Here is a 25,840-nt window from a genome sequence, read left to right as displayed (position 1 = left end):
GGGGCGTGGAACGCTGATCTGGTCAACTGATCGTGCCGGGCACGCTGTTGGGTATCTGAGGGTACGGATTTGATCCCGACCTCAGTGCCGGCGCCGGTGAAGCACCACAGGGTGGTGTGTGACGGTGTACTGGTCGTTGTTTGAGAACTGCACAGTGGACGCGAGCATCTGTGGCCAAGTTTTTAAGGGCGCACGGTGGATGCCTTGGCACCAGGAACCGATGAAGGACGTGGGAGGCCACGATAGTCCCCGGGGAGTCGTCAACCAGGCTTTGATCCGGGGGTTTCCGAATGGGGAAACCCGGCAGTCGTCATGGGCTGTCACCCTTGTCTGAACACATAGGGCAAGTGGAGGGAACGCGGGGAAGTGAAACATCTCAGTACCCGCAGGAAGAGAAAACAACCGTGATTCCGGGAGTAGTGGCGAGCGAAACTGGATGAGGCCAAACCGTATACGTGTGAGACCCGGCAGGGGTTGCGTATGCGGGGTTGTGGGATCTCTCTTTTACAGTCTGCCGGCTGTGAGACGAGTCAGAAACCGTTGATGTAGGCGAAGGACATGCGAAAGGTCCGGCGTAGAGGGTAAGACCCCCGTAGTCGAAACGTCAGCGGCTCGTTTGAGAGACACCCAAGTAGCACGGGGCCCGAGAAATCCCGTGTGAATCTGGCGGGACCACCCGCTAAGCCTAAATATTCCCTGGTGACCGATAGCGGATAGTACCGTGAGGGAATGGTGAAAAGTACCCCGGGAGGGGAGTGAAATAGTACCTGAAACCGTGTGCCTACAAGCCGTGGGAGCGTCGGATATGTGCTTGCATGTCTCGTGACTGCGTGCCTTTTGAAGAATGAGCCTGCGAGTTTGCGGTGTGTTGCGAGGTTAACCCGTGTGGGGAAGCCGTAGCGAAAGCGAGTCCGAATAGGGCGATTTAGTAGCGCGCTCAAGACCCGAAGCGGAGTGATCTAGCCATGGGCAGGTTGAAGCGGAGGTAAGACTTCGTGGAGGACCGAACCCACCAGGGTTGAAAACCTGGGGGATGACCTGTGGTTAGGGGTGAAAGGCCAATCAAACTCCGTGATAGCTGGTTCTCCCCGAAATGCATTTAGGTGCAGCGTCGTGTGTTTCTTGCCGGAGGTAGAGCACTGGATAGGCGATGGGCCCTACCGGGTTACTGACCTTAGCCAAACTCCGAATGCCGGTAAGTGAGAGCGCGGCAGTGAGACTGTGGGGGATAAGCTCCATGGTCGAGAGGGAAACAGCCCAGAGCATCGACTAAGGCCCCTAAGCGTACGCTAAGTGGGAAAGGATGTGGAGTCGCAGAGACAACCAGGAGGTTGGCTTAGAAGCAGCCACCCTTGAAAGAGTGCGTAATAGCTCACTGGTCTAGTGATTCCGCGCCGACAATGTAGCGGGGCTCAAGCGTACCGCCGAAGTCGTGTCATTCATACAACAGGGCCAACGCCCGTATGGATGGGTAGGGGAGCGTCGTGTGCCGGGTGAAGCCGCGCCGGAAGGCAGTGGTGGACGGTTCACGAGTGAGAATGCAGGCATGAGTAGCGATTCACACGTGAGAAACGTGTGCGCCGATTGACTAAGGGTTCCTGGGTCAAGCTGATCTGCCCAGGGTAAGTCGGGACCTAAGGCGAGGCCGACAGGCGTAGTCGATGGATAACCGGTTGATATTCCGGTACCCGCTGTGAAGCGTCAAACATCGAATCCAGTGATGCTAAGCCCGTGAAGCCGCCGGCTGAGTCTTCGGACGAGGTCGGAGTGGTGGAGCCGGTGACCCGAGCTGGTAGTAGGTGAGTGATGGGGTGACGCAGGAAGGTAGTCCATCCCGGGCGGTGGTTGTCCCGGGGTAAGGGTGTAGCCCGAGTGGTAGGCAAATCCGCCACTCATACAGGGTGAGACCTGATGCCGAGCCGATTGTGGTGAAGTGGATGATCCTATGCTGTCGAGAAAAGCCTCTAGCGAGTTTCATGGCGGCCCGTACCCTAAACCGACTCAGGTGGTCAGGTAGAGAATACCGAGGCGTTCGGGTGAACTATGGTTAAGGAACTCGGCAAAATGCCCCCGTAACTTCGGGAGAAGGGGGGCCACGTCTGGTGAGGAGACTTGCTCTCCGAGCTGGGGGTGGCCGCAGAGACCAGCGAGAAGCGACTGTTTACTAAAAACACAGGTCCGTGCGAAGCCGTAAGGCGATGTATACGGACTGACGCCTGCCCGGTGCTGGAACGTTAAGGGGACCGGTTAGCTCAGATTCGTCTGGGCGAAGCTGAGAACTTAAGCGCCAGTAAACGGCGGTGGTAACTATAACCATCCTAAGGTAGCGAAATTCCTTGTCGGGTAAGTTCCGACCTGCACGAATGGCGTAACGACTTCTCGACTGTCTCAACCATAGGCCCGGTGAAATTGCACTACGAGTAAAGATGCTCGTTTCGCGCAGCAGGACGGAAAGACCCCGGGACCTTTACTACAGTTTGATATTGGTGTTCGGTTCGGCTTGTGTAGGATAGCTGGGAGACTGTGAACTCTGGACGCCAGTTCAGGGGGAGTCGTCGTTGAAATACCAGTCTGGTCGTGCTGGATGTCTAACCTGGGTCCGTGATCCGGATCAGGGACAGTGTCTGATGGGTAGTTTAACTGGGGCGGTTGCCTCCTAAAGAGTAACGGAGGCGCCCAAAGGTTCCCTCAGCCTGGTTGGCAATCAGGTGTTGAGTGTAAGTGCACAAGGGAGCTTGACTGTGAGACCGACGGGTCGAGCAGGGACGAAAGTCGGGACTAGTGATCCGGCGGTGGCTTGTGGAAGCGCCGTCGCTCAACGGATAAAAGGTACCCCGGGGATAACAGGCTGATCTTCCCCAAGAGTCCATATCGACGGGATGGTTTGGCACCTCGATGTCGGCTCGTCGCATCCTGGGGCTGGAGTCGGTCCCAAGGGTTGGGCTGTTCGCCCATTAAAGCGGTACGCGAGCTGGGTTTAGAACGTCGTGAGACAGTTCGGTCCCTATCCGCTGCGCGCGCAGGAATATTGAGAAGGGCTGTCCCTAGTACGAGAGGACCGGGACGGACGAACCTCTGGTGTGCCAGTTGTTCTGCCAAGGGCATGGCTGGTTGGCTACGTTCGGGAGGGATAACCGCTGAAAGCATCTAAGCGGGAAGCCTGCTTCGAGATGAGTATTCCCACCCACTTGATGGGGTAAGGCTCCCAGTAGACGACTGGGTTGATAGGCCGGATCTGGAAGCACGGTAACGTGTGGAGGTGACCGGTACTAATAGGCCGAGGGCTTGTCCTCAGTTGCTCGCGTCCACTGTGTTGGTTCTGAAACCACGAACAGCCCCGTATGGCCACATGCGGTGCGGCTGACAGTTTCATAGTGTTTCGGTGGTTATAGCGTGAGGGAAACGCCCGGTTACATTCCGAACCCGGAAGCTAAGCCTTACAGCGCCGATGGTACTGCAGGGGGGACCCTGTGGGAGAGTAGGACGCCGCCGAACAAATTTTAGGAAAGGCCCACGCCGTATGGCGTGGGCCTTTCTGCGTTTCAGGCGCCGTGTATAGGCCCTCTTGTAGAAGGGCCTATATACCTTCCAGTTACAGGCGGCCTGCTGTCTTGAGGGCCAGGTATGCGTCTGCGAGAGCCGGCGCCAAGTCTTCCGGTGTTGCGTCGACGACTGTGACGCCGTGTCGGCGGAGTTGGTCCGCTGTGCGGTGGCGCTCGTTCTGGGCTTGGGCGGCGGCTGCGGCCTCGTAGACGGCGTCCGTGTTTCCGCGGGCCGTTGCCATGCGTGCGATGTGCGGGTCCGCCACTGATGCGAGCAGGACTGTGTGGCGTTGGGTGAGCTGGGAGAGGACGGGGAGCAGGCCCTCCTCGATCGGGGCTGCGTCCAGGGTCGTAAGCAGCACGATCAGGGAGTGGCGGGGGGCCGTACGGAGAGCCATGGCTGTTAGGCCCCGGGCGTCCGTTTCGATCAGTTCCGGTTCGAGTGTGGCCATCGCGTTGACCAGGGAGGGCAGGACGTCACCTGCTGTGCGGCCTTGGACCAGGGCGCGTACGCGGCGGTCGTAGGCGAGGAGGTCGACACGGTCGCCGGCTCGGGAGGCCAGGGCGGCCAGGAGCAGAGCTGCGTCCATGGAGGCGTCGAGGCGGGGGGCGTCGCCGACTCGTCCTGCTGAGGTTCGGCCCGTGTCCAGGACGAGGAGGATGTGGCGGTCGCGCTCGGGGCGCCAGGTGCGTACCGCGACCGTGGTCTGTCGGGCCGTGGCGCGCCAGTCGATGGAGCGGGTGTCGTCGCCGGGGACGTACTCGCGCAGGCTGTCGAATTCCGTGCCCTCGCCTCGGGTGAGGACGCTGGTGCGGCCGTCTAGTTCGCGCAGGCGGGCCAGTTTCGAGGGCAGGTGCTTGCGGCTTGTGAACGGGGGGAGGACGCGTACCGTCCAGGGGACTTTGTGGGTGCTCTGGCGGGAGAAGAGGCCCAGGGGGCCGTAGGAGCGGATTGTCACGCGGTCGGCCTGGCGGTCGCCGCGGCGGGTGGGGCGTAGGCGTGTGGTGATGCGGCGGCGTTCTCCGGGCGGGATCGTCACGCGGTGGCGGGAGGCCGCCGTTTCCGTGCCGGGTTCCCAGCTGCTGGGGGGCCAGGCGTCGCGGAGGTGGGCGCGGAGGAGGCGGCGGGACGGGTTGGTGATCGTGAGGGTCACGTCGGCCGTTTCGCCCAGGCGGGCGGAGGTGTCGCCGGAGCGGGTCAGGCGCAGTTGGCGTACCGGCGCCGCGAGTGTGAAGTCGCAGGCGCAAGCTGCCAGCAAGGGGGCGTTGACCGCGAGGATGCCTGTCCAGCTGGGGTCCCAGATGCCTACGGGGAGGGAGCCCAGGGCCGCTAGGAGTGCGGCGCGTCCGGTGAGTGCCATCAGCGGGGGACGGGGACGTGGGCGAGGATCGCGTTGATGACGGAGTCTGCGGTGACGCCTTCCATCTCGGCTTCCGGGCGGAGCTGTACGCGGTGGCGGAGGGTGGGCAGGGCCAGGGCCTTCACGTCGTCGGGGATGACGTAGTCGCGGCCGGTCAGCCAGGCCCAGGCGCGGGCGGTGGCGAGGAGGGCCGTGGCGCCGCGTGGGGAGACGCCCAGGGTCAGTGACGGCGACTCGCGGGTGGCTCGGCAGATGTCGACGACGTAGGCCGTGATCTCGGGGGAGATCGTCGTCTTGGCCACTGCCGCGCGTGCGGCTTCCAGGTCGGCCGGGCCCGCTACGGGGCGTACGCCGGCGGAGCGCAGGTCGCGCGGGTTGAAGCCCTCGGCGTGGCGGGTGAGGACGTCGATCTCGTCCTGGCGGGAGGGGAGCGGGATCGTGAGCTTGAGGAGGAAACGGTCCAGCTGGGCCTCGGGGAGGGGGTAGGTGCCCTCGTACTCGACCGGGTTCTGGGTCGCCGCGACCAGGAAGGGGTCCGGGAGCGGGCGGGGCGTGCCGTCGACCGTGACCTGGCGTTCCTCCATGGCTTCCAGCAGGGACGACTGGGTCTTGGGCGGGGTGCGGTTGATCTCGTCCGCGAGGAGGAGGTTGGTGAAGACCGGGCCGGGCTGGAACGAGAACTCGGCGGAGCGGGTGTCGTAGACGAGGGAGCCCGTCACGTCGCTCGGCATGAGGTCGGGGGTGAACTGGACACGCTTGGTGTCGAGTTCGAGTGCGGATGCGAGGGCGCGGACGAGCAACGTTTTGGCGACCCCGGGGACTCCTTCTAGTAGGACGTGTCCGCGGCAGAGGAGGGCGACGACGAGGCCGGTGACGGCGGGGTCCTGGCCGACCACGGCTTTGGCGATCTCGGCGCGCAGGGCTTCCAGGGATGCGCGGGCGGTGCCCGGGTCCCCGGTGTTCCCGGCGTTGTCAGTGGTCGGGTCCATCATGGACGGCGTACCTCTCTTTCGAGGGCGTCGAGTTGGTCGGCGAGGGAGATGAGTGCCGCGTCGTCTCCGGGCGGCGGGCCGAAGAGGAGAGTCTGCAGGGCCTGTCCGTCTCCGTGGTTGTGGAGGTGGGCGGACAGGGCGGGGAGCAGGGCCTCGGGCGCGTGCGCCTGGGAGACGGGGACACCGACAAGGGGGGCGAGGCGCGTGCGGGTTGTGGAGCGAAGAGCGGCGGCCGCGCGGTCGCGGGCGTTCGCCTTGCGGTAGAGGCGGGCGCGGCCTTCGACGGTTTCGGAGGCGCGGATCGCCACGGGGAGTTTTTCGGGCACGAGGGGGCCCAGTCGGCGTGCCCGCCAGAGGGCGGCCAGGGCTGCGGCGATGAAGAGCTGGAGTGTGCCCCAGAGCCAGCCCGAGGGGAGCAGGTCGAAGAAGCTGCGTTCGTCGTCCTCGTCGGCGGCCGACGTGTCGGAGAGCGAGGGGAGGTACCAGACCAAATGGGGCCGGGAGCCGAGGAGTTGGAGGGCGAGGGAGGCGTTGCCCTGCTCGTCGAGGCGTTCGTTGTACAGGATGTCGGGGGCGCCGAGGACGACGGTGTCGCCGTCCCCGGTGGTCTCCGGGACGCGCAGGAGGGTCGCCAGGCGCTCGCTGGGATAGCACTCGTCCGCGTTGAGGTGGGTCGTGGTGTAGCGGACGCCGCCGAGGTCTGCGGTGCCGGCGCGCTTGGCGGCGGGCAGGGCGCAGTCGGGGGCGAGCTCCGAGTCGAGGCTGGTGGCGGGGTCCGCGGTGACGCCGGGGACGAGGCGTTCGACGGACCAGCTGCCGGGGGCGATGAGGACGGTGCGGCCGCCGGTGTCCGTGGTGGCCGAGCGCAGCTGGGATTGTTGACGGTGCGTCAACAGGTCGGGGTCGGCGACGAGGAGAGTGGTGTCGGCGGCGGACGCGGCGCGTGCCTCGTCCAGGGTGGCGACGACGCGGGTGTCCACGCCTCGGTCGGCGAGGAGTTCGGCGATCGCCCGGCTGCCCTTGGGGTCGACGGAGCGTGGGTCGAGGGCGCCGTGCCGGGCGTCGGAGCGGATCGTGGCGATCACGACGGCGGCCGTCAGCAGAAGCACGACGGCGAGGGCGACACCTCGCGCGCGGGTCCACAGCTGGCGGGCGGTGGGCGAGGCCGAGGTGGAGGGGAGCGTGGCCTCGGTGGTCATTCGGCGGCTCCCTGGCGGGCGTTGTGCGCCGTGCTGAGGGCGCTGCTCGCGAGTTGGGGCTTGGTGTTCTCCAGCTCGCGGTCGAGTTCCGCGATGCGCCGGTACGTCGGTTGGGTCGCGGTCCGGCCGCCGTACGTCACGTCGTCGAAGTCGCGGGCGGCGGCGCGCAGTCGGTCGGTGTGGGCGGGCAGGGAGCGTCCCGCTTCGGCGGCGGCCTCGTCCGCGGTGCGGCCGGGGCGGACGTCGAGGAGTGCGCGTTCCTCCAGGGAGCGGACGATGGCGCGCATGCGCTCCTGGACGGCCTGGTTCCAGTGGCCCTGGGCGGCGTGTGCCTCGGCGGCGGCGCGGTGTTCGGCGGCGCTGCGGGGGCGGTCGTCGAACAGGGCGGCGGAGGTGGTGGGTTGGCGGCGTGGGGTGCCCAGGCGCCACCACAGGGCGCCGATCACCGCCACGATGACCAGGATGACGACGACCAGGCCGAGCGGTCCTCCGGGCGTCACGGTCGAGGCGCTGTTGAACAGGTCCTCGACCCAGTCCCAGAAGGAGTCCAGGGCGCGCTGGAACCAGCTGGGGTCGTTCTCGTGGTACATGCCCTTGGACAGCTCGCGCCGGGCCGCTTCCCGCGCGGGGTCGCGCGGGGTCGTCAGGGGCGGCTCGTCGTCGGAACGGGCGAGCAGCGACAGCATGGATGTGTCGGCAGAGCGCGACAGCGCCCGTACGGACATGTCGCGGATGCTGAGCGCGGTGTGTGTCGAGGCGTCGCCCGCGCCGGGGAAGGCGCGTGCGGCTGTGTCCGGCAGTGCTGACGCCGTTGTGAGAACTCCCCCCGTGAAGCCCACCCGTTCAGCTCCCCGGAGTGTTGGTGCCGTAGTCCTGGACGCCGGCCGCGCGGGCCAGTTCGAGGTCGAGGGCCTCGCGGCGGATGCGCTGGTCGATGTAGAGCAGGACGGTGACGCCGGCCGTGATCGGGAAGGTGATCATGGAGCCGATCACCGAGCCGACGCCGCTGACGATGAGGAACGTCCAGCCGAGGTCGGTGGTGCCGTCCAGGATGTTGGCGCCGGCGTCGCCACTGAGGGCGGCGGCGAGGAACGTGAAGGGGATGACGACGATCGCCGCGACGATGTTCGCGATGATCGTGGCCAGCAACTGGATGCCGAAGACCCGCCACCAGGAGCCGCGGACCAACTTGGCGGAACGGCTCAGGGACTTGACGATGCCCTGCTTCTCCAGCATCAGCGCGGGGGAGGCGAGGGAGAAGCGGAACCAAAGCCACAGCGCGACGATGAAGCCGCCGATGATGCCGAGGATGGTGAGTGCCACGCCCGCGCCGCTGGAGCCGGCGGCGGTCACGAGGATGCCGGGCAGGGCGCCCGCGAAGACCACGCCGAAGGTCATGAGAAGCAGCAGGAAGAGCAGGCCGAAGAGGCGCGGCACCTGAGGGCGGGCGTCGCTCCAGGCCTCGCGGGTGGTCACCGACTTGCCCAGCACGGCGCGGCTGGTGACCGTCGTCAGCAGGGCTGTTGCCACGATCGCGCCGATCATCGAGATCAGGAAGATCACGCTGGAGCTGAGCATGGCGTCGCCCATGGCACGGGTCAGCTCGTCGAGGCTGGCGCTCGGGTCGTTGAGGGCGTCGGTGCTGGTGCGGTCGTTCAGGACGAAGCCCTGAAGGAGGATGACGAGGATTTCCGTCACGATGGCGACGGTCAGGGAGATGCCGAGGACCGTGCGCCAGTAGGTGCGCATGGTGGAGACCGCGCCGTCGAGGATCTCGCCGACGCCGAGCGGGCGCAGGGGGATCACGCCGGGCTTGGCCGCGGGTGGGGGTCCGCCCCAGCCACTTCCCCAGCCGCCGTGTCCGCCGGGGCCGTAGCCCGGGTGGCCGCCGCCGTATCCGCCGGGGCCGCCGGGGCCGGCCGGAGGGGCGCCCCAGCCCGGGCCGGGCGGTGGGGGCGGTGGGGTCTGGCCGGGCGTCGGTGCGCCGGTCGGCGCGGACCACTGGCCGGGTGGCGGCTGCTCCTTGGACCACTTCGGGCCGGGGCCCTGCGGGTCCGCTACCGGCTGCTGCGCGGGGTCGGGGCGGTCTGCGGGCTCGGCAGGACCGGATGCGCCGGGTTCCTGGCCGTCGGACGGGGCGGATCCGGGCGAGGCCCAGCCCGGAGTGTCTTTCATCGTCGCTCCTTCACGGTGCCCGTCCGCGGTCGCGGCGGCAGGTTGGCAGCCATCGTGCCATGGGGTGGTCGGATGGGTACCGGCCGCGGTATGGGCTGCGCACCTTCAATTGTCCGCCGTACACGGGGCAGACTGACCGTATGGCTGATCAGCACGCGCAATCCGGCGAGGACAGCAGGCCGATCGAGATTCCGGCGATCCGATGGGACGAACCACCAGAAGGCCCCGTACTGGTCCTTCTCGACCAGACGAGGCTGCCGGCCGAGGAGGTCGAGCTGGTCTGTACGGACGCGCCCGCCTTGGTGGAGGCGATCCGTTCGCTCGCCGTGCGCGGGGCGCCGCTGCTCGGGATCGCCGGGGCGTACGGCGTCGCGCTCGCCGCCGCGCGAGGCTTCGACGTGGATGCCGCGGCGGAGTCGCTGGCGGGTGCCCGGCCGACGGCGGTGAACCTCGCTCTCGGTGTGCGGCGGGCCCAGGACGCGTACCGGGCGGAGCTCGCCGGCAGCGGGGACGTGGAGCAGGCGGCGGGTGCGGCGCTGGGTGCGGCGCGGGCGCTGCACAAGGAGGACGCCGAGGCCAGCGCTCGGATGGCCGAGCGAGGCCTGGCGCTGCTGGACGAGCTGCTGCCAGGTGGCGGGCACCGCATCCTCACGCACTGCAACACCGGAGCACTGGTGTCGGGCGGGGAGGGCACGGCGTTCGCGGTGGCGCTCGCGGCGCAGCGGGTCGGGCGGCTCAGGCGGCTGTGGGTGGACGAGACGCGGCCGCTGCTGCAGGGGGCGCGGCTGACGGCGTACGAGGCGGCGCGCAACGGGATGGCGTACACCCTGCTCACCGACAACGCGGCGGGCTCGCTCTTCGCCGCCGGTGAAGTGGACGCGGTGCTGATCGGGGCGGACCGGATCGCGGCCGACGGGTCGGTGGCGAACAAGGTGGGGAGTTATCCGCTCGCGGTGCTCGCGCGGTATCACCATGTGCCGTTCATCGTGGTGGCGCCGCTGACGACGGTGGATGAGGGCACGCCGGACGGGGCGTCCATCGAGGTCGAGCAGCGGCCCGGGTTCGAGGTGACCGAGTTCGCCGCGCCTCAGGCGCCGGTGGCGGGCGGGGAGCCCGGAGGCGGGATTCCGGTGGCGCCGCTGGGGACGCAGGCGTACAACCCGGCGTTCGACGTGACGCCGCCGGAGCTGGTGACGGCGATCGTCACGGAGGAGGGTGTCGTGTCCCCGGTGACGGCCGAGGCGCTGGCCGAGCTGTGCGCCCGGTCGCGGCAGGTGACGCAGTCGTTGTGAGATAGCGGCTGGAACCAGTCGGGCGGGCAGAGTGGGACAGACCCTCTCAAAGGTCACGCCCTGTAGTGAAAGCCAGGGCAGACAGTGGCGACCGCCTACGACTAAGGTCACTGGCCGGTGACCTATCTCACCACTGCCTTCGCCACTGTTATGAGAATGGGATGATGTCGTTTATGAAGGGACGAGTCCTTGTCGTCGACGACGACACCGCACTGGCCGAGATGCTCGGCATCGTGTTGCGTGGTGAAGGTTTTGAGCCGTCTTTCGTAGCCGACGGCGACAAGGCGCTGGCTGCATTCCGGGAGACCAAACCTGATCTGGTGCTGCTGGACCTGATGCTGCCCGGACGGGACGGCATCGAGGTCTGCCGCCTGATCAGGGCGGAGTCCGGGGTGCCGATCGTGATGCTCACGGCGAAGAGCGACACCGTCGATGTCGTCGTGGGCCTGGAGTCCGGCGCCGACGACTACATCGTGAAGCCGTTCAAGCCGAAGGAGCTCGTTGCCCGGATCCGGGCGCGGCTCAGGAGGTCCGAGGAGCCCGCGCCGGAGCAGCTCGCCATCGGCGACCTGGTCATCGACGTGGCCGGGCACTCCGTGAAGCGGGACGGGCAGTCGATCGCGCTGACGCCGCTGGAGTTCGACCTGCTGGTCGCGCTGGCGCGTAAGCCGTGGCAGGTGTTCACGCGTGAGGTGCTCCTCGAGCAGGTGTGGGGCTACCGGCACGCTGCCGACACCCGGCTGGTCAACGTGCACGTACAGCGGCTGCGCTCCAAGGTCGAGAAGGACCCGGAGCGGCCGGAGATCGTCGTGACCGTTCGCGGTGTCGGCTACAAGGCAGGGCCGAGCTGACATGTCCCGGGACAGTGCCGCTGCGGCCCCCGGTTCGACCGGGTCCCGTCCGGAGCGGCCTGTCGGCCGGAAGTCGGCGGGCTCCCGCTGGGGACGGTTTCTCGAGGGCGGGCTGCTTCAGGGCGGAGTCCAGGGCAGCCCGGTCCTTCGGCTCGTGCTGCGCTGGATACGCCGCCCGCTGCTGCCCGTCATGCGGCTTTGGCGGCGCAACATCCAGCTCAAGGTTGTCGCAACGACGCTGCTGATGTCCCTCGGCGTCGTGCTGCTGCTGGGCTTCGTCGTCATCGGGCAGGTGCGCAACGGCCTGCTGGACGCCAAGGTGAAGGCTTCCCAGAGCCAGGCCGCGGGCGGGTTCGCGGCGGCCAAGAAGAGCTCCGACGAGGCCGCGGCCGGGACCGCCGACGACGGTCCGGCGACGGGCGAGCGCTCCGAGCAGAACGTCATCCAGTGGATGAGCGATCTCGTCTCCTCGCTCTCCAGCGGCGGCCAGGGCGCCTTCGACGTGGTGACCCTGCCGGCCTCCGCGGGCGGCGACACCGGGGGACGCGGGCCGCGGGCCTCCGGTGACGTCAACCCGACGGGCAGCGTGCCCGAGGATCTGCGGGAGCGGATCGACAGCAGCACGGGTGCGTTCCAGAGCTACACCCGCATCAACTACAACTCCAACGCCGACAAGGAGTCCCAGCCGGCGCTGGTCATCGGCAAGCAGGTCAACGACCCCAACGGGGACCCTTACCAGCTGTACTACCTCTTCCCGCTCACGCAGGAGGAGAAGTCGCTGAGCCTGGTCAAGGGGACGCTGGCCACCGCGGGGCTCTTCGTCGTCGTACTGCTCGGGGCCATCGCCTGGCTCGTGGTGCGGCAGGTCGTCACGCCGGTGCGGATGGCGGCCGGGATCGCCGAGCGGCTGTCGGCCGGGCGGCTCCAGGAGCGGATGAAGGTCACCGGCGAGGACGACATCGCGCGGCTCGGCGAGGCCTTCAACAAGATGGCGCAGAACCTCCAGCTGAAGATCCAGCAGCTGGAGGACCTGTCGCGGATGCAGCGACGGTTCGTGTCCGACGTGTCGCACGAGCTGCGGACGCCGCTGACGACCGTACGTATGGCCGCCGACGTCATCCACGAGGCGCGGGAGGACTTCGATCCGGTGACCGCGCGGTCGGCGGAGCTGCTGGCCGACCAGCTTGACCGGTTCGAGTCGCTGCTCGCCGATCTGCTGGAGATCAGCCGCTTCGACGCGGGCGCGGCGGCGCTGGAGGCGGAGCCGATCGACCTCAGGGAGGTCGTGCGGCGTGTCGTCAGCGGGGCCGAGCCGCTCGCCGAGCGCAAGGGCACTCACATACGCATCGTCGGCGACCAGCAGCCCATCGTCGCCGAGGCCGACGCCAGGCGCGTGGAGCGCGTGCTGCGCAACCTCGTCGTCAACGCCGTCGAACACGGCGAGGGCAAGGACGTGGTGGTCAAGCTCGCGTCGGCGGGCGGGGCGGTCGCGGTCGCGGTGCGCGACTACGGCGTCGGGCTCAAGCCCGGCGAGGCGACGCGCGTCTTCAGCCGCTTCTGGCGGGCCGACCCGGCACGCGCGCGTACCACCGGCGGTACGGGTCTGGGGCTGTCCATCGCGCTGGAGGACGCGCGGCTGCACGGCGGCTGGCTCCAGGCGTGGGGCGAGCCGGGAGGCGGTTCGCAGTTCCGGCTGACCTTGCCGCGGACCGCTGACGAGCCGCTACGGGGCTCGCCGATACCCCTGGAACCCAAGGACTCGCGCCGCAATCGCGGACTTAATGACGCCGGTCTGCCGCGCGGCGGCGGGGAGAAGGCCGCCACGGTGCCCGCGCAGCACAACGGCGACCAGGCGGCGATGCCGTCGAGGGACCCGATCGCCCCCCGCCTGGGAGCCACCTCGGCCCCCAAGGCCGATCCCACGGCACTGCCCGGCAACGGCGCACGCGTGGTCCCCCGGCCCGCGTCGGGCGCGCGACGCCAGGACGACGAGCCCGAGAGGCAGGAGCCGCCGAGCGACGAAGCCGGGCACACCGAGGAGTCGAGCAAGCATGGGGAGGCATCTCGTGGGCGCTGACCGCGAGGGGGGCGCCCGGCACAGGCCGGGGCGCGCGGCGGCGTACGTCGCCTGTGGCGCCGTACTGCTGGCCGGGTGCGCCTCGATGCCCGACAGCGGGGATCTGCGGGGCGTGGAGTCCACGCCGCGGCAGGAGGCGCAGGTGCGGGTCTTCGCGATGCCGCCGCACGAGGACGCCTCGTCGTCGGAGATCGTGTCGGGCTTCCTGGAGGCGCTGACCAGCGACGATCCGGACTACGAGATGGCACGCAAGTACCTGACGAAGGAGGCGTCGGACAACTGGCGGCCCCTGCTGTCCACGATGGTGCTCGCCGACGGGCCGGCCGCCGACGTGGATCGTGTGGGGGGCCGTGAGGAGACCGACAACCTCTCGTACCGGCTGACCGGTGACAAGGTCGCCACGGTCGACTCGCAGCAGTCGTACGCGCCCGCCAGCGGGGAGTACAGCGAGGCGATGCACCTCACCCGGGACAAGAAGACCAAGCAGTGGCGCATCGACGTGCCACCGCGCGGTGTCGTCATGGGCAAGTCGGACTTCCAACGCAACTACATGTCCGTCGACAAGTACTACTTCGCCACGAACACCACGCTCGGGGCTTCCCCGCACACGGCGGCCGTCGCCGATCCGGTCTATGTGCGCCGCAATGTCGACCCCATGACGCAGACCGTGCGCTCCCTGCTTAAGGGGCCCACCAGCTGGCTCAACCCGGTGGTCAGGTCGAGCTTCCCGACCGGTACGGCGTTGAAGTCGGACGACACCACCCTGTCGACCGACGATCAGAACCGGCTGACCGTGCCGTTGAACGACAAGGCCGCACGCGTCGGGCCGACCAAGTGCAACGAGATGGCGGCCCAGCTGCTGTTCACCCTCCAGAAACTCACGCCCACCGTGGACGAGGTCGCGCTGAGGGCGGGCGGCCGGCAGCTGTGCGTGCTGTCCGAGGACGATGCGGAGGGTGTCGCGACGCGCGGGTCGGTGGAGCGCGCCGACTATCTGTACTTCCTCGACGACAAGCACCGGCTGGTACGGCTGGACGCGGCCACCAACGACACGAAGCCCGACCTCGTGCCCGGCGCGCTGGGCGACGGCGACGCGCAGCTGAAGTCGGTGGGGGTGTCACGCGACGAGGACATGGCGGCCGGCGTCGGCCTCGACGGCAAGAACCTCTACGTCGGGGCACTGGTGGCGGGCGGCCCGCTCGGCGATCCCGAGCTGACCAGTGCGGGCAAGACGGCGGACGAGCGGCTCTCGGCGCCGAGCTGGGACGCTCAGGGCGATCTGTGGATCGCCGACCGCGATCCTGACAACTCCCGGCTGCTCCTGCTGAAGGAGGGCGTGGACGATCCGGTGACCGTGAACATGCCGACCGGGCTCGAGGGGCGCATCGAGTCCGTGCGGGTGGCCGCCGACGGTGTCCGGATCGCGCTCGTGGTGAAGCAGGGCGAGAAGTCGTCGCTTCTGATCGGGCGGATCGAACGCAGTGACGCCGGCAAGGAGGGCGACCAGTCGGCCGTCTCGGTGCGCGAACTGCGCTCCGCCACGCCCGCGTTGGAGGAGGTCTCGGCCATGTCGTGGGCCGGTGACAGCCGGCTCGTCGTGGTCGGACGGGAGAAGGGCGGCGTGCAGACCATGCGGTACGTGCAGGTCGACGGCTCCACTCCGGAAGGGCCGGCGCCCGCGGCGCTCAGCGGGGTGAAGGAGATCACGGCGTCCGAGGACGCGCGGCTGCCGCTGGTCGGCTACTCGGAGGACGGGATCGTGCGATTGCCGTCCGGGGAGCAGTGGCAGAAGGTCGTGACTGACGGGACGGCGCCGGTCTATCCAGGGTGAGGGTCGGGCCGAGCGGGGCCGGCTTTCCGGGGTCGGTCTGTCCGGGCTCGGTCTGTCCGGGGTGAGGTTTCGTCCGGGGCCGGCCGTCGGGGTTTGACGGCGGTGTGTGTGCCGATGGCTTGTGCGGCGACGGTGAGTGTGCCGACGGCGAGTGTGGCGGCCGCTTTCGGCCGGAGTGGGACTCCGGTCGAAAGCGGCCGTTTTCTTGTCCGGGGTATTCGGTGGCATTCGGTGCCAGCCCGCGGCATTCGGCGGTCCGGGAATCCGGCGCGGGTCCGGTGCGGGACGGAATGGGTGCCCGAGTAAGGGCGCCGCGGAGTTTTCCACAGGGAGTTATCCACAGGGGTGGTCGGCCGGCGCCGGCATTGGCACAGTGGTGGGCATGCGGGGGTGGTGGCAGGACCTCACCGATCTGGTGCTGCCGGCCGAGTGCGGAGGCTGTGGAAGGCCTCGCACGGTGCTCTGCCCGGAGTGCCGTGCCGTCCTGAGCGGGACCGCACCGAGCCGGGTGCGACCGGTGCCGGAGCCGTCCGGACTGCCGGTCGTGCACGCGGCAGTGCGGTACGAGGACGAGGTGAGGGCCGTGCTGCTGGCCCACAAGGAACGCGGCGCGCTGGCACTGGCGGCGCCGCTCGGGACGGTCCTGGCCGGGGCTGTACGGGCGGGGCTGCGGGAGGCCCGTGCGGATGGCGGTGATGTGAGCGGGCGGGCTGCGCGGGCGCCGGGCGGCCGGGCGCGGGCCTTCGAAGCGGAGGCGGGGTGGTCGACCGGCAGTGCTGGTGCGCCTGTGCTGCTCGTGCCTGTGCCGTCGGCACGGGGTGCCGTGCGGGCGCGAGGGCATGATCCGGCGCGGCGGATCGCGCTCGCGGCGGCGAGTGAGCTGCGGCGGGCCGGGACGCCGGCCCGTGTGCTCGCCGTGCTGCGGCAGGGGCGTGTTGTGGCCGACCAGTCGGGGCTCAACTCCCGGCAGCGGCTGGAAAACCTCGCGGGCGCGCTGACGGTCGCTCCCGGGGGAGGCCGGCTGTTCGCGGGCGGCGGTCCGGTCGTGCTCGTCGACGACCTGATGACGACTGGTGCGTCCCTGGCGGAGGCGGCGCGGGCCTTGCGGGCGGCCATGGCCACGGGGGCTGCGGCGGCGGGCTCTCGCGCGCTGGAGCGGGTGGAGACGTCCGGTGGGGAGGGGGTGCAGGTCGGCACGGAGTCGGCGGGTGTGTCTGGCCTGGAGGGACGGAGTGTGTCCGGCCTGGAGGGAATGAGCGTGGCCGGCCTGGAGGGACGGAGTATGTACGGCGGAACGGAAGGGGAGGTGGACGCGTATAGATGGGGGACCGCGGAGCCCGCAGGGTGTGGTGACGGGGCAACCCTTGTGTATCGAGCGAGAAGTCGGGAAAGCAGAGGGGAACGGAAGGCCGGACCGACGGAGGGCGCTGTGCGGCGGACGCGTGAGGTGCCGGGAATCATGGGTACCGGACGGCCTGATGACCTGATCCGTGCGGCAGTGGTAGCTGCGCCTCCGGATTCTTTCGAAATAAACCGGAACTGACTGAGAACTTGCATCGTTGCAGGTAACGAGAGGGTCAATTCACCTGAACGGAGGTACGCCGCAGTAGAGGGTGACGACATCCGTCCGGGCGAGATATGTTCGGTTGTGAGGGAAAGGCGCAGGCCATCCCCGTCATATCCGAATGCCGTGCCGCGGGTTTTGCGCAATCAGCCGCGGCCATGGGGTGGAGATCTTGCCCATGGGGGAGGAGGAGGTGGAAGTCACCGAGTCCGAGGCTTCGGGGTTCCCCGGGGCCTGGTGCAAAAGGGAGATGCTCCGCCGATGGAGCGGGGCGATCCGGGAACGGAGTTCTGCGTGGACATCGTCGTCAAAGGCCGCAAGACCGAGGTGCCCGAGCGGTTCCGCAAGCACGTGGCCGAGAAGCTGAAGCTGGAGAAGATCCAGAGGCTCGATGCCAAGGTGATCAGCCTCGACGTCGAGGTGTCCAAGGAGCCCAACCCGCGACAGGCCGACCGTAGCGATCGAGTGGAGATCACGCTCCGCTCCCGCGGTCCGGTGATCCGGGCGGAGGCAGCGGCCAGCGACCCGTACGCGGCACTCGATCTGGCTGCGGAGAAGTTGGATGCGCGGCTGCGCAAGCAGCACGACAAGCGTTTCTCGCGCCGAGGCTCACGCCGGCTCACGGCGGCGGAGGTTCCCGACCACGTTCCGGGCGCGGCGACGCTCAACGGCAACGGCCACACCTTCCAGGAAGAAGAGCCGGACGGAGTTCCCACCAAGAAGATCGGCTCGCTCGAGGTGAAGGGCGAAGGGCCCCTCGTCGTACGCGAGAAGACGCACGTCGCCTCCCCGATGACCCTCGACCAGGCTCTCTACGAGATGGAGCTGGTCGGACACGACTTCTACCTCTTCGTCGACTCCGAGACGAAGGAACCGAGTGTCGTCTACCGGCGGCACGCCTATGACTACGGGGTCATCCACCTCAACACGGATCCGATGGTCACCCAGGCGCAATCTCCCGCGGCTGGTGGCACGCTGGGCGGCTGACCCACCCGGCTGACAGCTGAGCCGGTGCCCCTGGAGCGCGCGTGCGCCCCCAGGGGCACCGGTGTGCGACCACTTCGCGCCCCGCTCGTCACCTGAGCGTCGGCCGGGCATGAAATCATGGCCGCACCGGCCCAACCGGTGGGCCGCTGCCTTGGGTTGGCGATGGCATATGACCAGCCGCAGCCTTCAGGGGGAGGAACGATGGCGGACAGCTTCGGACCGATGCGGGACGAGGATGCCGACGGTGATGTCGTCGGCATGGGCCCTGACGCGGGCTCTCCACGCAAGGAGCCGATCAGAGTCCTCGTCGTGGACGACCACGCCCTGTTCCGCCGTGGACTGGAGATCGTGCTCGCGGCCGAGGAGGACATCCAGGTGGTCGGGGAGGCGGGAGACGGCGCGGAGGCCGTCGACAAGGCCGCCGACCTGCTGCCGGACATCGTCCTGATGGACGTGCGGATGCCCAAGCGGGGCGGGATCGAGGCGTGCACCTCCATCAAGGAGGTGGCTCCCAGCGCGAAGATCATCATGCTGACGATCAGCGACGAGGAGGCCGACCTCTACGACGCGATCAAGGCCGGGGCGACCGGCTATCTCCTCAAGGAGATCTCCACGGACGAGGTGGCCACGGCCATCCGTGCGGTGGCCGACGGGCAGTCGCAGATCAGCCCGTCCATGGCGTCGAAGCTGCTCACCGAGTTCAAGTCGATGATCCAGCGGACGGACGAGCGCCGGCTGGTGCCGGCGCCGCGGCTGACGGATCGCGAGCTGGAGGTCCTCAAGCTCGTCGCGACGGGGATGAACAACCGTGACATCGCCAAGGAGTTGTTCATCTCCGAGAACACCGTGAAGAACCACGTGCGCAACATCCTGGAGAAGCTCCAGCTGCACTCCAGGATGGAGGCCGTGGTCTACGCGATGCGGGAGAAGATCCTCGAGATCCGCTGAGTCCGGATCCTGAGGGTCACCTCGTCAGGCGGGCGAGTTCGCGGACGAGCGGCTCGCGCAGCTCCGGGGCGTCGACCCGTTCCACTCTTACGTCCGTGCAGTCCACCCAGCTCGCCGCCTCGACCAGTGCCTGCGCCACCGCGGGGACCGCCTTCGGGCCGTCCAGAGTGGCCTGCTTGGCGACCAGGGTGCTGCCCTCGCGGGCCGGGTCCACACGGCCGACCAGCCGGCCGCCGGCCAGGACCGGCATCGCGAAGTAGCCGTAGACGCGCTTCTGCTTCGGTACGTACGCCTCCAGGCGGTGCGTGAAGCCGAAGATGCGCTCCGTGCGCGCCCGCTCCCAGATCAGGGAGTCGAACGGGGACAGCAGAGTCGTACGGTGACGGCCGCGCGGAGGTGTCTCCAGGGCGGCCGGGTCGGCCCAGGCCGGCTTGCCCCAGCCCTCGACCGTGACCGGAACCAGACCGGAGTCGGCGATCACCGCGTCGACCTGCTCGCCCTTGAGGCGGTGGTAGTCGGCGATGTCCGCGCGCGTGCCGACGCCGAGGGACTGGCCGGCCAGGCGGACCAGACGGCGCAGGCACTCGGTGTCGTCCAGCTCGTCGTGCAGCAGCGCCTGTGGGATTGCGCGCTCGGCGAGGTCGTAGACACGCTTCCAGCCGCGGCGTTCGACGCAGACCACCTCGCCGTACATCAGTGCGCGCTCGACGGCGACCTTCGTGCCCGACCAGTCCCACCACTCGCTCGTGCGCTTCGCGCCGCCCAGCTCGGTCGCCGTGAGCGGGCCCTCGGTGCGGAGCTGCTTGATCACCTGGTCGTAGGTGCCGTCGGGGAGGTCGTGGTTCCAGTGCGGCCGGTTGCGGTAGGCGCGGCGGCGGAACGCGAAGTGGGGCCACTCCTCGACGGGGAGGATGCAGGCCGCGTGCGACCAGTACTCGAAGGCGTGCGTCTCGGTCCAGTACGCCTTCTCGACCGTCTTGCGGCTCACCGCGCCCAGGCGGGCGTACGGGATGAGCTCGTGGGAGCGGGCCAGGACCGAGATCGTGTCGAGTTGCACCGCGCCGAGGTGACGGAGGATGCCGCGGACGCCTGACCTGCGGTCGAGAGCACCGAGGAAGCCCTGTGCGCGCAGGGCGATGCGGCGGGCCTCGTCGGCCGTGAGGTCGGTGGTGGGGCGCAGGGAGGTCATGTTCCGCACCCTAGAGCTTGGCACTGACAATGCGGCGTGAGCTGGGGTTTCGCTCACCGAGGCCGGTGCGGCGGCGGACGGGGCGGCTAGGCGGGCTGCTCCCTCGGCGGCAGATACGGCGCCGTCGACGGCAGCGCCAGGTCCGACGGGAGCAGGGAGCCCACCCAGCAGTCCCGGCGTACGCCCTGCTGCACGATGGCGGAGCGGAGGGTGCCCTCCAGGGTGAACCCGGCGCGTTCGGCCACCGCGCGGGAGGGCCCGTTGCCGACCTCCGCGCGCCACTCCACACGGTCGATCGACAACTGGACGAAGGCCCAGCGGGCCGCGGCGAGGACGGCCTCGGTGACATAGCCGTTCCCGCGGTGCTCCTTCGTGCCCCAGAAACCGACCTCGGCCTCGCTCATGGAACGCATCGTCAGACCGAGCATGCCGACCAGGTCCTCCCTTTCGGGGAGGAAGAGGCCCCAGGTGAACATCGAACCGTTCTGCCAGCCCTCGGGGACCAGTTCCTCCGTGAAGCTGCGGGCGTGCTCGCGCAGGTACGGGGAAGGGATCGTGGTCCAGCGCTGGATATCCGGATCCTGGGCGGCCTCGTACACGGTGTCGGCGTCCTTCTGGCCTACCGCGCGCATCAGGAGTCGGTCGGTGGTGAGCGTGACGGGTTCCATCGGCCGATTCTCCTCGGGGGTTCCTCACAAGCGCCAACGTTTATGCGGTGAGTGAGCACGCGATCGCATTTCGCACAATTCATGGGTGGAACGCGGCACCATCCGCGACCCCCGTCCGTTGTCCCCTTTGACGGAGATTTGAAGCAGCGGACGCTCGTCGCCCCCGGCAGGCTCCCGGCGCGGCAGGGTCCTCGCATACGATGGCCGTTGCTCAGCCAAGCCAAATGGAAACCGACCGTCCCAGGCCCGACCGGCAAGGAGACCAACCCCCGTGTCCGTCCTCTCGAAGATCATGCGTGCAGGCGAAGGCAAGATCCTGCGCAAGCTGCACCGCATCGCGGACCAGGTCAACTCCATCGAAGAGGACTTCGTCGACCTCTCCGACGCCGAGCTGCGGGCCCTCACCGATGAGTACAAGCAGCGCTACGTCGACGGTGAGAGCCTGGACGACCTGCTTCCCGAGGCCTTCGCCACCGTTCGCGAGGCCGCGAAGCGGGTCCTCGGCCAGCGGCACTACGACGTCCAGATCATGGGCGGCGCGGCCCTGCACCTCGGCTACGTGGCCGAGATGAAGACCGGTGAGGGCAAGACGCTCGTCGGCACGCTCCCCGCCTACCTGAACGCACTGTCCGGCGAGGGCGTCCACCTGATCACGGTGAACGACTACCTGGCCGAGCGCGACTCCGAGATGATGGGCCGCGTCCACAAGTTCCTCGGCCTGGACGTCGGCTGCATCCTCGCGAACATGACGCCGGCCCAGCGCCGCGAGCAGTACGCGTGCGACATCACGTACGGCACGAACAACGAGTTCGGCTTTGACTACCTGCGCGACAACATGGCGTGGTCCCAGGACGAACTCGTCCAGCGCGGCCACAACTTCGCCATCGTCGACGAGGTCGACTCCATCCTCGTCGACGAGGCCCGTACGCCGCTGATCATCTCCGGCCCCGCCGACCAGGCCACCAAGTGGTACGGCGACTTCGCCAAGCTGGTCACGCGCCTGAAGAAGGGCGAGGCGGGCAACCCGCTCAAGGGCCTTGAGGAGACCGGCGACTACGACGTCGACGAGAAGAAGCGCACGGTCGCCATCCACGAGGCCGGTGTCTCCAAGGTCGAGGACTGGCTCGGCATCGACAACCTCTACGAGTCGGTGAACACGCCTCTGGTGGGCTACCTGAACAACGCCATCAAGGCGAAGGAGCTCTTCAAGAACGACAAGGACTACGTCGTCATCGACGGCGAGGTCATGATCGTCGACGAGCACACCGGCCGTATCCTCGCCGGCCGCCGCTACAACGAGGGCATGCACCAGGCGATCGAGGCGAAGGAAGGGGTGGACATCAAGGACGAGAACCAGACCCTCGCCACGATCACCCTCCAGAACTTCTTCCGCCTCTACAAGCGCCACGACCACAACAACAAGGAACAGCCCGGTCTGTGCGGCATGACCGGTACGGCGATGACCGAGGCCGCCGAGTTCCACCAGATCTACAAGCTCGGCGTCGTCCCGATCCCGACGAACAAGCCGATGATCCGCAAGGACCAGTCGGACCTGATCTACCGCACCGAGGTCGCGAAGTTCGAGGCGGTCGTCGACGACATCGTCGAGAAGCACGAGAAGGGCCAGCCGATCCTCGTCGGTACGACGTCGGTCGAGAAGTCCGAGTACCTCTCGCAGCAGCTGTCCAAGCGCGGTGTCCAGCACGAGGTGCTGAACGCCAAGCAGCACGACCGTGAGGCGATCATCGTCGCCCAGGCCGGCCGCAAGGGCGCCGTCACCGTGGCCACCAACATGGCCGGCCGTGGTACCGACATCAAGCTCGGCGGCAACCCCGAGGACCTCGCCGAGGCCGAGCTGCGCCAGCAGGGCCTCGACCCCGAGGAGCACATCGAGGAGTGGGCCCAGTACCTGCCGGCCGCCCTGGAGCGGGCCGGGCAGGCGGTCAAGGCAGAGTTCGAGGAGGTCAAGGACCTCGGCGGCCTCTACGTCCTCGGCACCGAGCGGCACGAGTCGCGGCGTATCGACAACCAGCTGCGCGGTCGTTCCGGCCGTCAGGGCGACCCGGGCGAGTCCCGCTTCTACCTCTCCCTCGGCGACGACCTGATGCGGCTGTTCAAGGCACAGATGGTCGAGCGCGTGATGTCGATGGCGAACGTCCCGGACGACGTGCCGATCGAGAACAAGATGGTCACGCGCGCGATCGCGTCCGCCCAGTCGCAGGTCGAGCAGCAGAACTTCGAGACGCGTAAGAACGTCCTGAAGTACGACGAGGTCCTCAACCGTCAGCGCGAGGTCATCTACGGCGAGCGGCGCCGCGTCCTGGAGGGCGAGGACCTGCACGAGCAGGTGCAGCACTTCATGAACGACACGATCGACGCGTACATCGGCGCGGAGACCGCCGAGGGCTTCGCCGAGGAGTGGGACCTGGACCGGCTGTGGGGCGCCTTCAAGCAGCTCTACCCGGTGAAGGTCACCATCGAGGAGCTGGAGGAGGCCGCGGGCGACCGGGCCGGTCTGACCGCCGAGTTCATCGCGGAGTCCATCAAGGACGACGTCTACGAGCAGTACCAGGGGCGTGAGACGCAGCTCGGCTCCGAGATCATGCGTGAGCTGGAGCGCCGGGTCGTGCTGTCGGTCCTGGACCGCAAGTGGCGTGAGCACCTCTACGAGATGGACTATCTCCAGGAGGGCATCGGCCTGCGCGCGATGGCGCAGAAGGACCCGCTGGTCGAGTACCAGCGCGAGGGCTTCGACATGTTCACCGCCATGATGGAGGGCATCAAGGAGGAGTCCGTCGGCTACCTGTTCAACCTGGAGGTCCAGGTCGAGCAGCAGGTCGAGGAGGTCCCCGTCGAGGACACCAAGCCGGTGGCCGACCTGGAGAAGAAGGACGCGGTGCCGGCGCAGGCGGGCGCGCGTCCCGAGATCCGGGCCAAGGGGCTGGAGGCTCCGCGCCGTCCGGACCGGCTGCACTACACCGCGCCCAAGGTCGACGGCGAGGGTGACATCGTCGAGGGCGACTTCACCAACGACGACGAGCCGGTGCGCTCCGAGGCCGACGGCCTTACGCGCGCGGAGCGGCGCAAGCAGTCGCGTGGTCGTCGCCGCAAGAAGTGACGCGGGGCGCGATGCGCGGGGCGCCGCCGTCGAGACGACGGTGACGGTGCTTGCGCGTCGGTACAGCGGCTGAAAGGGCCGGGTCTCCTTCGGGGGCCCGGCCCTTCGCATTTGGGCCCCTACGGCTACCTGTGAGCCGTTCTGCGCTCAGCGGTCCCAGCCGCGCTTGTCGCTGTCAGTCGTCGTCGGCCCGGGGCCTGCGTGGGCCGCCAAGTTCCACGGCTGTGCAGCGCCAGCGGAGGTCTCCGCCCTGTTCCAGGCGGAACGCCATGGCGCGCAGCTGGTCGCCGGCGGCGATGCGGGCGAAGGCCTCGATGGCGCCCGCGCGGGGCTCGAAGTAGCCGATGTCGCGGACGACGGGGCGGGCGCCGCGGGTGCGCAGGGGGCCGCGTTCCGCCAGCCAGGCGAGTTCGTCGTAGGCGCGGCCCGCGGTGTGGCGGAGCATCGAGTGGACGGGGCGTTGGCCGCTCAGGACCAGGAGCAGGCGGTCGGCGAAGACGTCGGTGGGGCGGGGCTGGGGGACGGCGGGCCTCGGCGGGGATGTGTCGGCGGCTGGGAGGCCGTCGGGTGCCGGGAGGCTGCGGGTTGTCCGGGGGCCGTTGGATGCCGGGAGGCCGTGGGTTGCCCGGAGGCCGTCGGTTGCCGGGAGCCTGGCGGCGTGCGGCGTCTGGACGTGCGAAGCGGGTGGCGTCGGGGCGTGCGAAGCGGGTGAGGTCGGGACGCGGGTGGCGGGTCGGGCTGGGAGCCCGGGTGCGCGCGGTGTCGGGACGCGGGGAGTGGGCGTCGGGGCGGTTTGGGGGCGGGTGTCCGTGGGGCCGGTTCGGGTGCGGGAGCCCCGGGAGCCCCGGGTGCCGGGGGAGCCGGGTGGGCGGTCTCCGGGGGACGTCGTGCGGGGTGTGCCGCCGCTCGGGGTGCGAGGCGGGGAGCCGGCCGCGGTGCGTGGCGGGGATCCGCTCGGCGTGCGCGGTGGGGAGCCGGCTGGGGTGCGGGGCGCGGAGTCGGCCGGGCGGCGGGTGTCGCGGCGGGTCGGTGGGCGGGTGCCGGGGCGGTGCTGCGTCCTGGTCATGACCTTGTGCATGGGGTCCCCGTTCGGCGGGCCCGGAAGATACCGGGCAGTAACTTCGTGGATGGTGATCTTGTACGGGGCCGTGGGGGGCGGCGGCAAGGAAGCGAAGGCCAGCTCGGGGCGGCAGGAATCTTCACTTATCCGGGTGATCGGGCGGCCCGGAAGGCCGTGGCCGCAAGGGAGCTCAGGGTGAGTTCGCGGACCGGAGTGGACGCCTTGGAGGGTGGTGGTGGGGACTCGAAAGGGGACACCCGCACGTATCCTGAAGGCCCTCCGGGAGGTGCGGGACAGCCCTCTCCGGGTACTCGCGAAGCCCCACGAACACGAAAGCGGTCAGCCATGCGCGTCTACGTCCCTCTGACCCTCCCCGGCCTCGCCGAGGCGTACAAGACGGGAGAGCTGGGGGCCGGACCGCTCGTCGCGTACGCCGTCACGCCCGCGTTGCGCGAGTGGTATCTCTCCGACGACATCGAGGAGTTGGAGTACGCGGCGCTGAACCGGGCCGCCCTCGCCTCGCTGCGGCTGCTCGCGGCCGACGCGGAGGCCGCGCGGCGCCGGGTCGTCGTCGCCGTCGACGTGGCCGACGGAGCGGCCGGCGCCGACCCCGACCGGGGGCTGGACCCCTCGGCGCTGGGCGAGGTGCGGATCGCCCGGGGTGTGGCGCTGGCCAGGGCGGCGGCCGTGCATGTCGACGCGGACGACGCCGAGACGGACGTGGCGGCGGCCGCGGGTGCGCTGGAGGCGGCGGACGCTGGGGACGACGACGCGCAGTTCGTCGTGGACGGGGCCGAGGGCCACGAGCTGCTGTGGTTCGCGACGCAGGAGATCCCGAACCTGGTGGGGCTGGGGGACTGAGCCCGCCACCGGCCCGGTCAGCCTTCAGTTCGGACCGCCCCCGCAGCCCGGTCAGCCTCCAGTTCGGACCACCCTCGCAGCCCGGTCAGCCTCCAGTTCAGACTGCCTCGCAGCCCTGACCGGAT

At 68.8% G+C, this 25,840-nt stretch carries 17 protein-coding genes and 2 rRNA genes; 11 read left to right on the top strand and 8 right to left on the bottom strand.

Features of this window, described 5'->3' with window-relative positions; translation table 11 throughout:
• Positions 1 to 172 precede the first annotated feature (172 nt).
• Together PGH47_RS17140 and rrf are read left to right on the top strand one after the other, a co-directional pair.
• Positions 173 to 3,293: ribosomal RNA gene (locus tag PGH47_RS17140) — 23S ribosomal RNA — on the top strand.
• Between the two features lie 85 nt (positions 3,294 to 3,378).
• Positions 3,379 to 3,495, top strand: a 5S ribosomal RNA gene (gene rrf, locus PGH47_RS17135).
• 97 nt (positions 3,496 to 3,592) lie between these two features.
• Here the strand turns inward: rrf and PGH47_RS17130 are convergent.
• The 5 genes from PGH47_RS17130 to PGH47_RS17110 form a co-directional block, all read right to left on the bottom strand.
• Positions 3,593 to 4,903 carry a DUF58 domain-containing protein gene (locus PGH47_RS17130; RefSeq protein ID WP_271664163.1) on the bottom strand — a complete coding sequence of 437 codons (1,311 nt, stop codon included), beginning with the start codon at positions 4,901 to 4,903 and terminating at the stop codon, positions 3,593 to 3,595.
• Positions 4,903 to 5,892, bottom strand: a complete 990-nt coding sequence (locus PGH47_RS17125) for an AAA family ATPase (protein ID WP_126903288.1) — start codon at positions 5,890 to 5,892, stop codon at positions 4,903 to 4,905. Before PGH47_RS17125 ends, PGH47_RS17130 begins: the two co-directional genes overlap by 1 nt.
• Entirely contained in the window at positions 5,892 to 7,094 is a 1,203-nt protein-coding gene (locus PGH47_RS17120) for a DUF4350 domain-containing protein (protein ID WP_271664162.1), read from the bottom strand. The genes PGH47_RS17125 and PGH47_RS17120 overlap by 1 nt, the downstream gene beginning before the upstream one ends.
• Positions 7,091 to 7,819, bottom strand: a complete 729-nt coding sequence (locus PGH47_RS17115) for a DUF4129 domain-containing protein (protein ID WP_271664161.1) — start codon at positions 7,817 to 7,819, stop codon at positions 7,091 to 7,093. The genes PGH47_RS17120 and PGH47_RS17115 overlap by 4 nt, the downstream gene beginning before the upstream one ends.
• A 118-nt stretch (positions 7,820 to 7,937) precedes the next feature.
• Positions 7,938 to 9,269, bottom strand: a complete 1,332-nt coding sequence (locus tag PGH47_RS17110; RefSeq protein WP_271664160.1) for a hypothetical protein — start codon at positions 9,267 to 9,269, stop codon at positions 7,938 to 7,940.
• Positions 9,270 to 9,409: 140 nt separating this feature from the next.
• Between PGH47_RS17110 and mtnA the strand changes: the two genes are divergently transcribed.
• From mtnA to PGH47_RS17075, 7 genes are all read left to right on the top strand, one after another.
• On the top strand, positions 9,410 to 10,561 hold the full coding sequence (gene mtnA, locus PGH47_RS17105) for an S-methyl-5-thioribose-1-phosphate isomerase (protein WP_271664159.1): 1,152 nt from the start codon (positions 9,410 to 9,412) through the stop codon (positions 10,559 to 10,561).
• Positions 10,562 to 10,722: 161 nt separating this feature from the next.
• Positions 10,723 to 11,412: a two-component system response regulator MtrA gene (gene mtrA, locus PGH47_RS17100; RefSeq protein ID WP_015659998.1), complete on the top strand. Its 690-nt coding sequence runs from the start codon at positions 10,723 to 10,725 to the stop codon at positions 11,410 to 11,412.
• Position 11,413: 1 nt separating this feature from the next.
• Entirely contained in the window at positions 11,414 to 13,489 is a 2,076-nt protein-coding gene (gene mtrB / locus PGH47_RS17095) for an MtrAB system histidine kinase MtrB (RefSeq protein WP_271664158.1), read from the top strand.
• Positions 13,479 to 15,320, top strand: coding sequence for an LpqB family beta-propeller domain-containing protein (locus PGH47_RS17090; protein WP_271668078.1), 1,842 nt, complete (start codon positions 13,479 to 13,481; stop codon positions 15,318 to 15,320). The genes mtrB and PGH47_RS17090 overlap by 11 nt, the downstream gene beginning before the upstream one ends.
• A gap of 382 nt (positions 15,321 to 15,702) precedes the next feature.
• Entirely contained in the window at positions 15,703 to 16,863 is a 1,161-nt protein-coding gene (locus tag PGH47_RS17085; protein WP_271664157.1) for a ComF family protein, read from the top strand.
• 315 nt (positions 16,864 to 17,178) lie between these two features.
• Positions 17,179 to 17,871 (top strand): ribosome hibernation-promoting factor, HPF/YfiA family, encoded by a 693-nt coding sequence (hpf, locus tag PGH47_RS17080; RefSeq protein ID WP_371127647.1) that lies wholly within the window; start codon positions 17,179 to 17,181, stop codon positions 17,869 to 17,871.
• Positions 17,872 to 18,072: 201 nt separating this feature from the next.
• The gene (locus PGH47_RS17075) at positions 18,073 to 18,819 is read left to right on the top strand and encodes a response regulator (RefSeq protein WP_062156068.1); all 747 of its coding nucleotides are present in this window, start codon (positions 18,073 to 18,075) and stop codon (positions 18,817 to 18,819) included.
• A 16-nt stretch (positions 18,820 to 18,835) separates the two neighbouring features.
• Here PGH47_RS17075 and PGH47_RS17070 read toward each other — a convergent pair whose 3' ends face one another.
• A complete protein-coding gene (locus PGH47_RS17070; protein ID WP_271664156.1) occupies positions 18,836 to 20,008 on the bottom strand; it encodes a winged helix-turn-helix domain-containing protein in 1,173 nt (390 codons plus the stop codon).
• An 86-nt stretch (positions 20,009 to 20,094) separates the two neighbouring features.
• Positions 20,095 to 20,676 carry a GNAT family N-acetyltransferase gene (locus PGH47_RS17065; protein WP_271664155.1) on the bottom strand — a complete coding sequence of 194 codons (582 nt, stop codon included), beginning with the start codon at positions 20,674 to 20,676 and terminating at the stop codon, positions 20,095 to 20,097.
• A 271-nt stretch (positions 20,677 to 20,947) separates the two neighbouring features.
• Here PGH47_RS17065 and secA point away from each other — a divergent pair, with 271 nt between their 5' ends.
• On the top strand, positions 20,948 to 23,794 hold the full coding sequence (secA, locus tag PGH47_RS17060) for a preprotein translocase subunit SecA (RefSeq protein WP_271664154.1): 2,847 nt from the start codon (positions 20,948 to 20,950) through the stop codon (positions 23,792 to 23,794).
• Between the two features lie 175 nt (positions 23,795 to 23,969).
• On the opposite strand, the gene PGH47_RS43115 is transcribed toward secA, so the two are convergent.
• On the bottom strand, positions 23,970 to 24,239 hold the full coding sequence (locus PGH47_RS43115; RefSeq protein WP_333938052.1) for an Rv3235 family protein: 270 nt from the start codon (positions 24,237 to 24,239) through the stop codon (positions 23,970 to 23,972).
• A 960-nt stretch (positions 24,240 to 25,199) separates the two neighbouring features.
• On the opposite strand from PGH47_RS43115, the gene PGH47_RS17050 reads away from it, so the two are divergent.
• Complete coding sequence (locus PGH47_RS17050) at positions 25,200 to 25,715, top strand: DUF6912 family protein (RefSeq protein ID WP_271664152.1); 516 nt, start codon at positions 25,200 to 25,202, stop codon at positions 25,713 to 25,715.
• The last annotated feature ends 125 nt before the right edge of the window (positions 25,716 to 25,840 follow it).

Origin of the sequence: Streptomyces sp. HUAS 31, from assembly GCF_028198125.1 — a bacterium.
Taxonomy (GTDB): domain Bacteria; phylum Actinomycetota; class Actinomycetes; order Streptomycetales; family Streptomycetaceae; genus Streptomyces; species Streptomyces chartreusis.
This window is presented reverse-complemented; position numbering and strand designations above follow the sequence as displayed.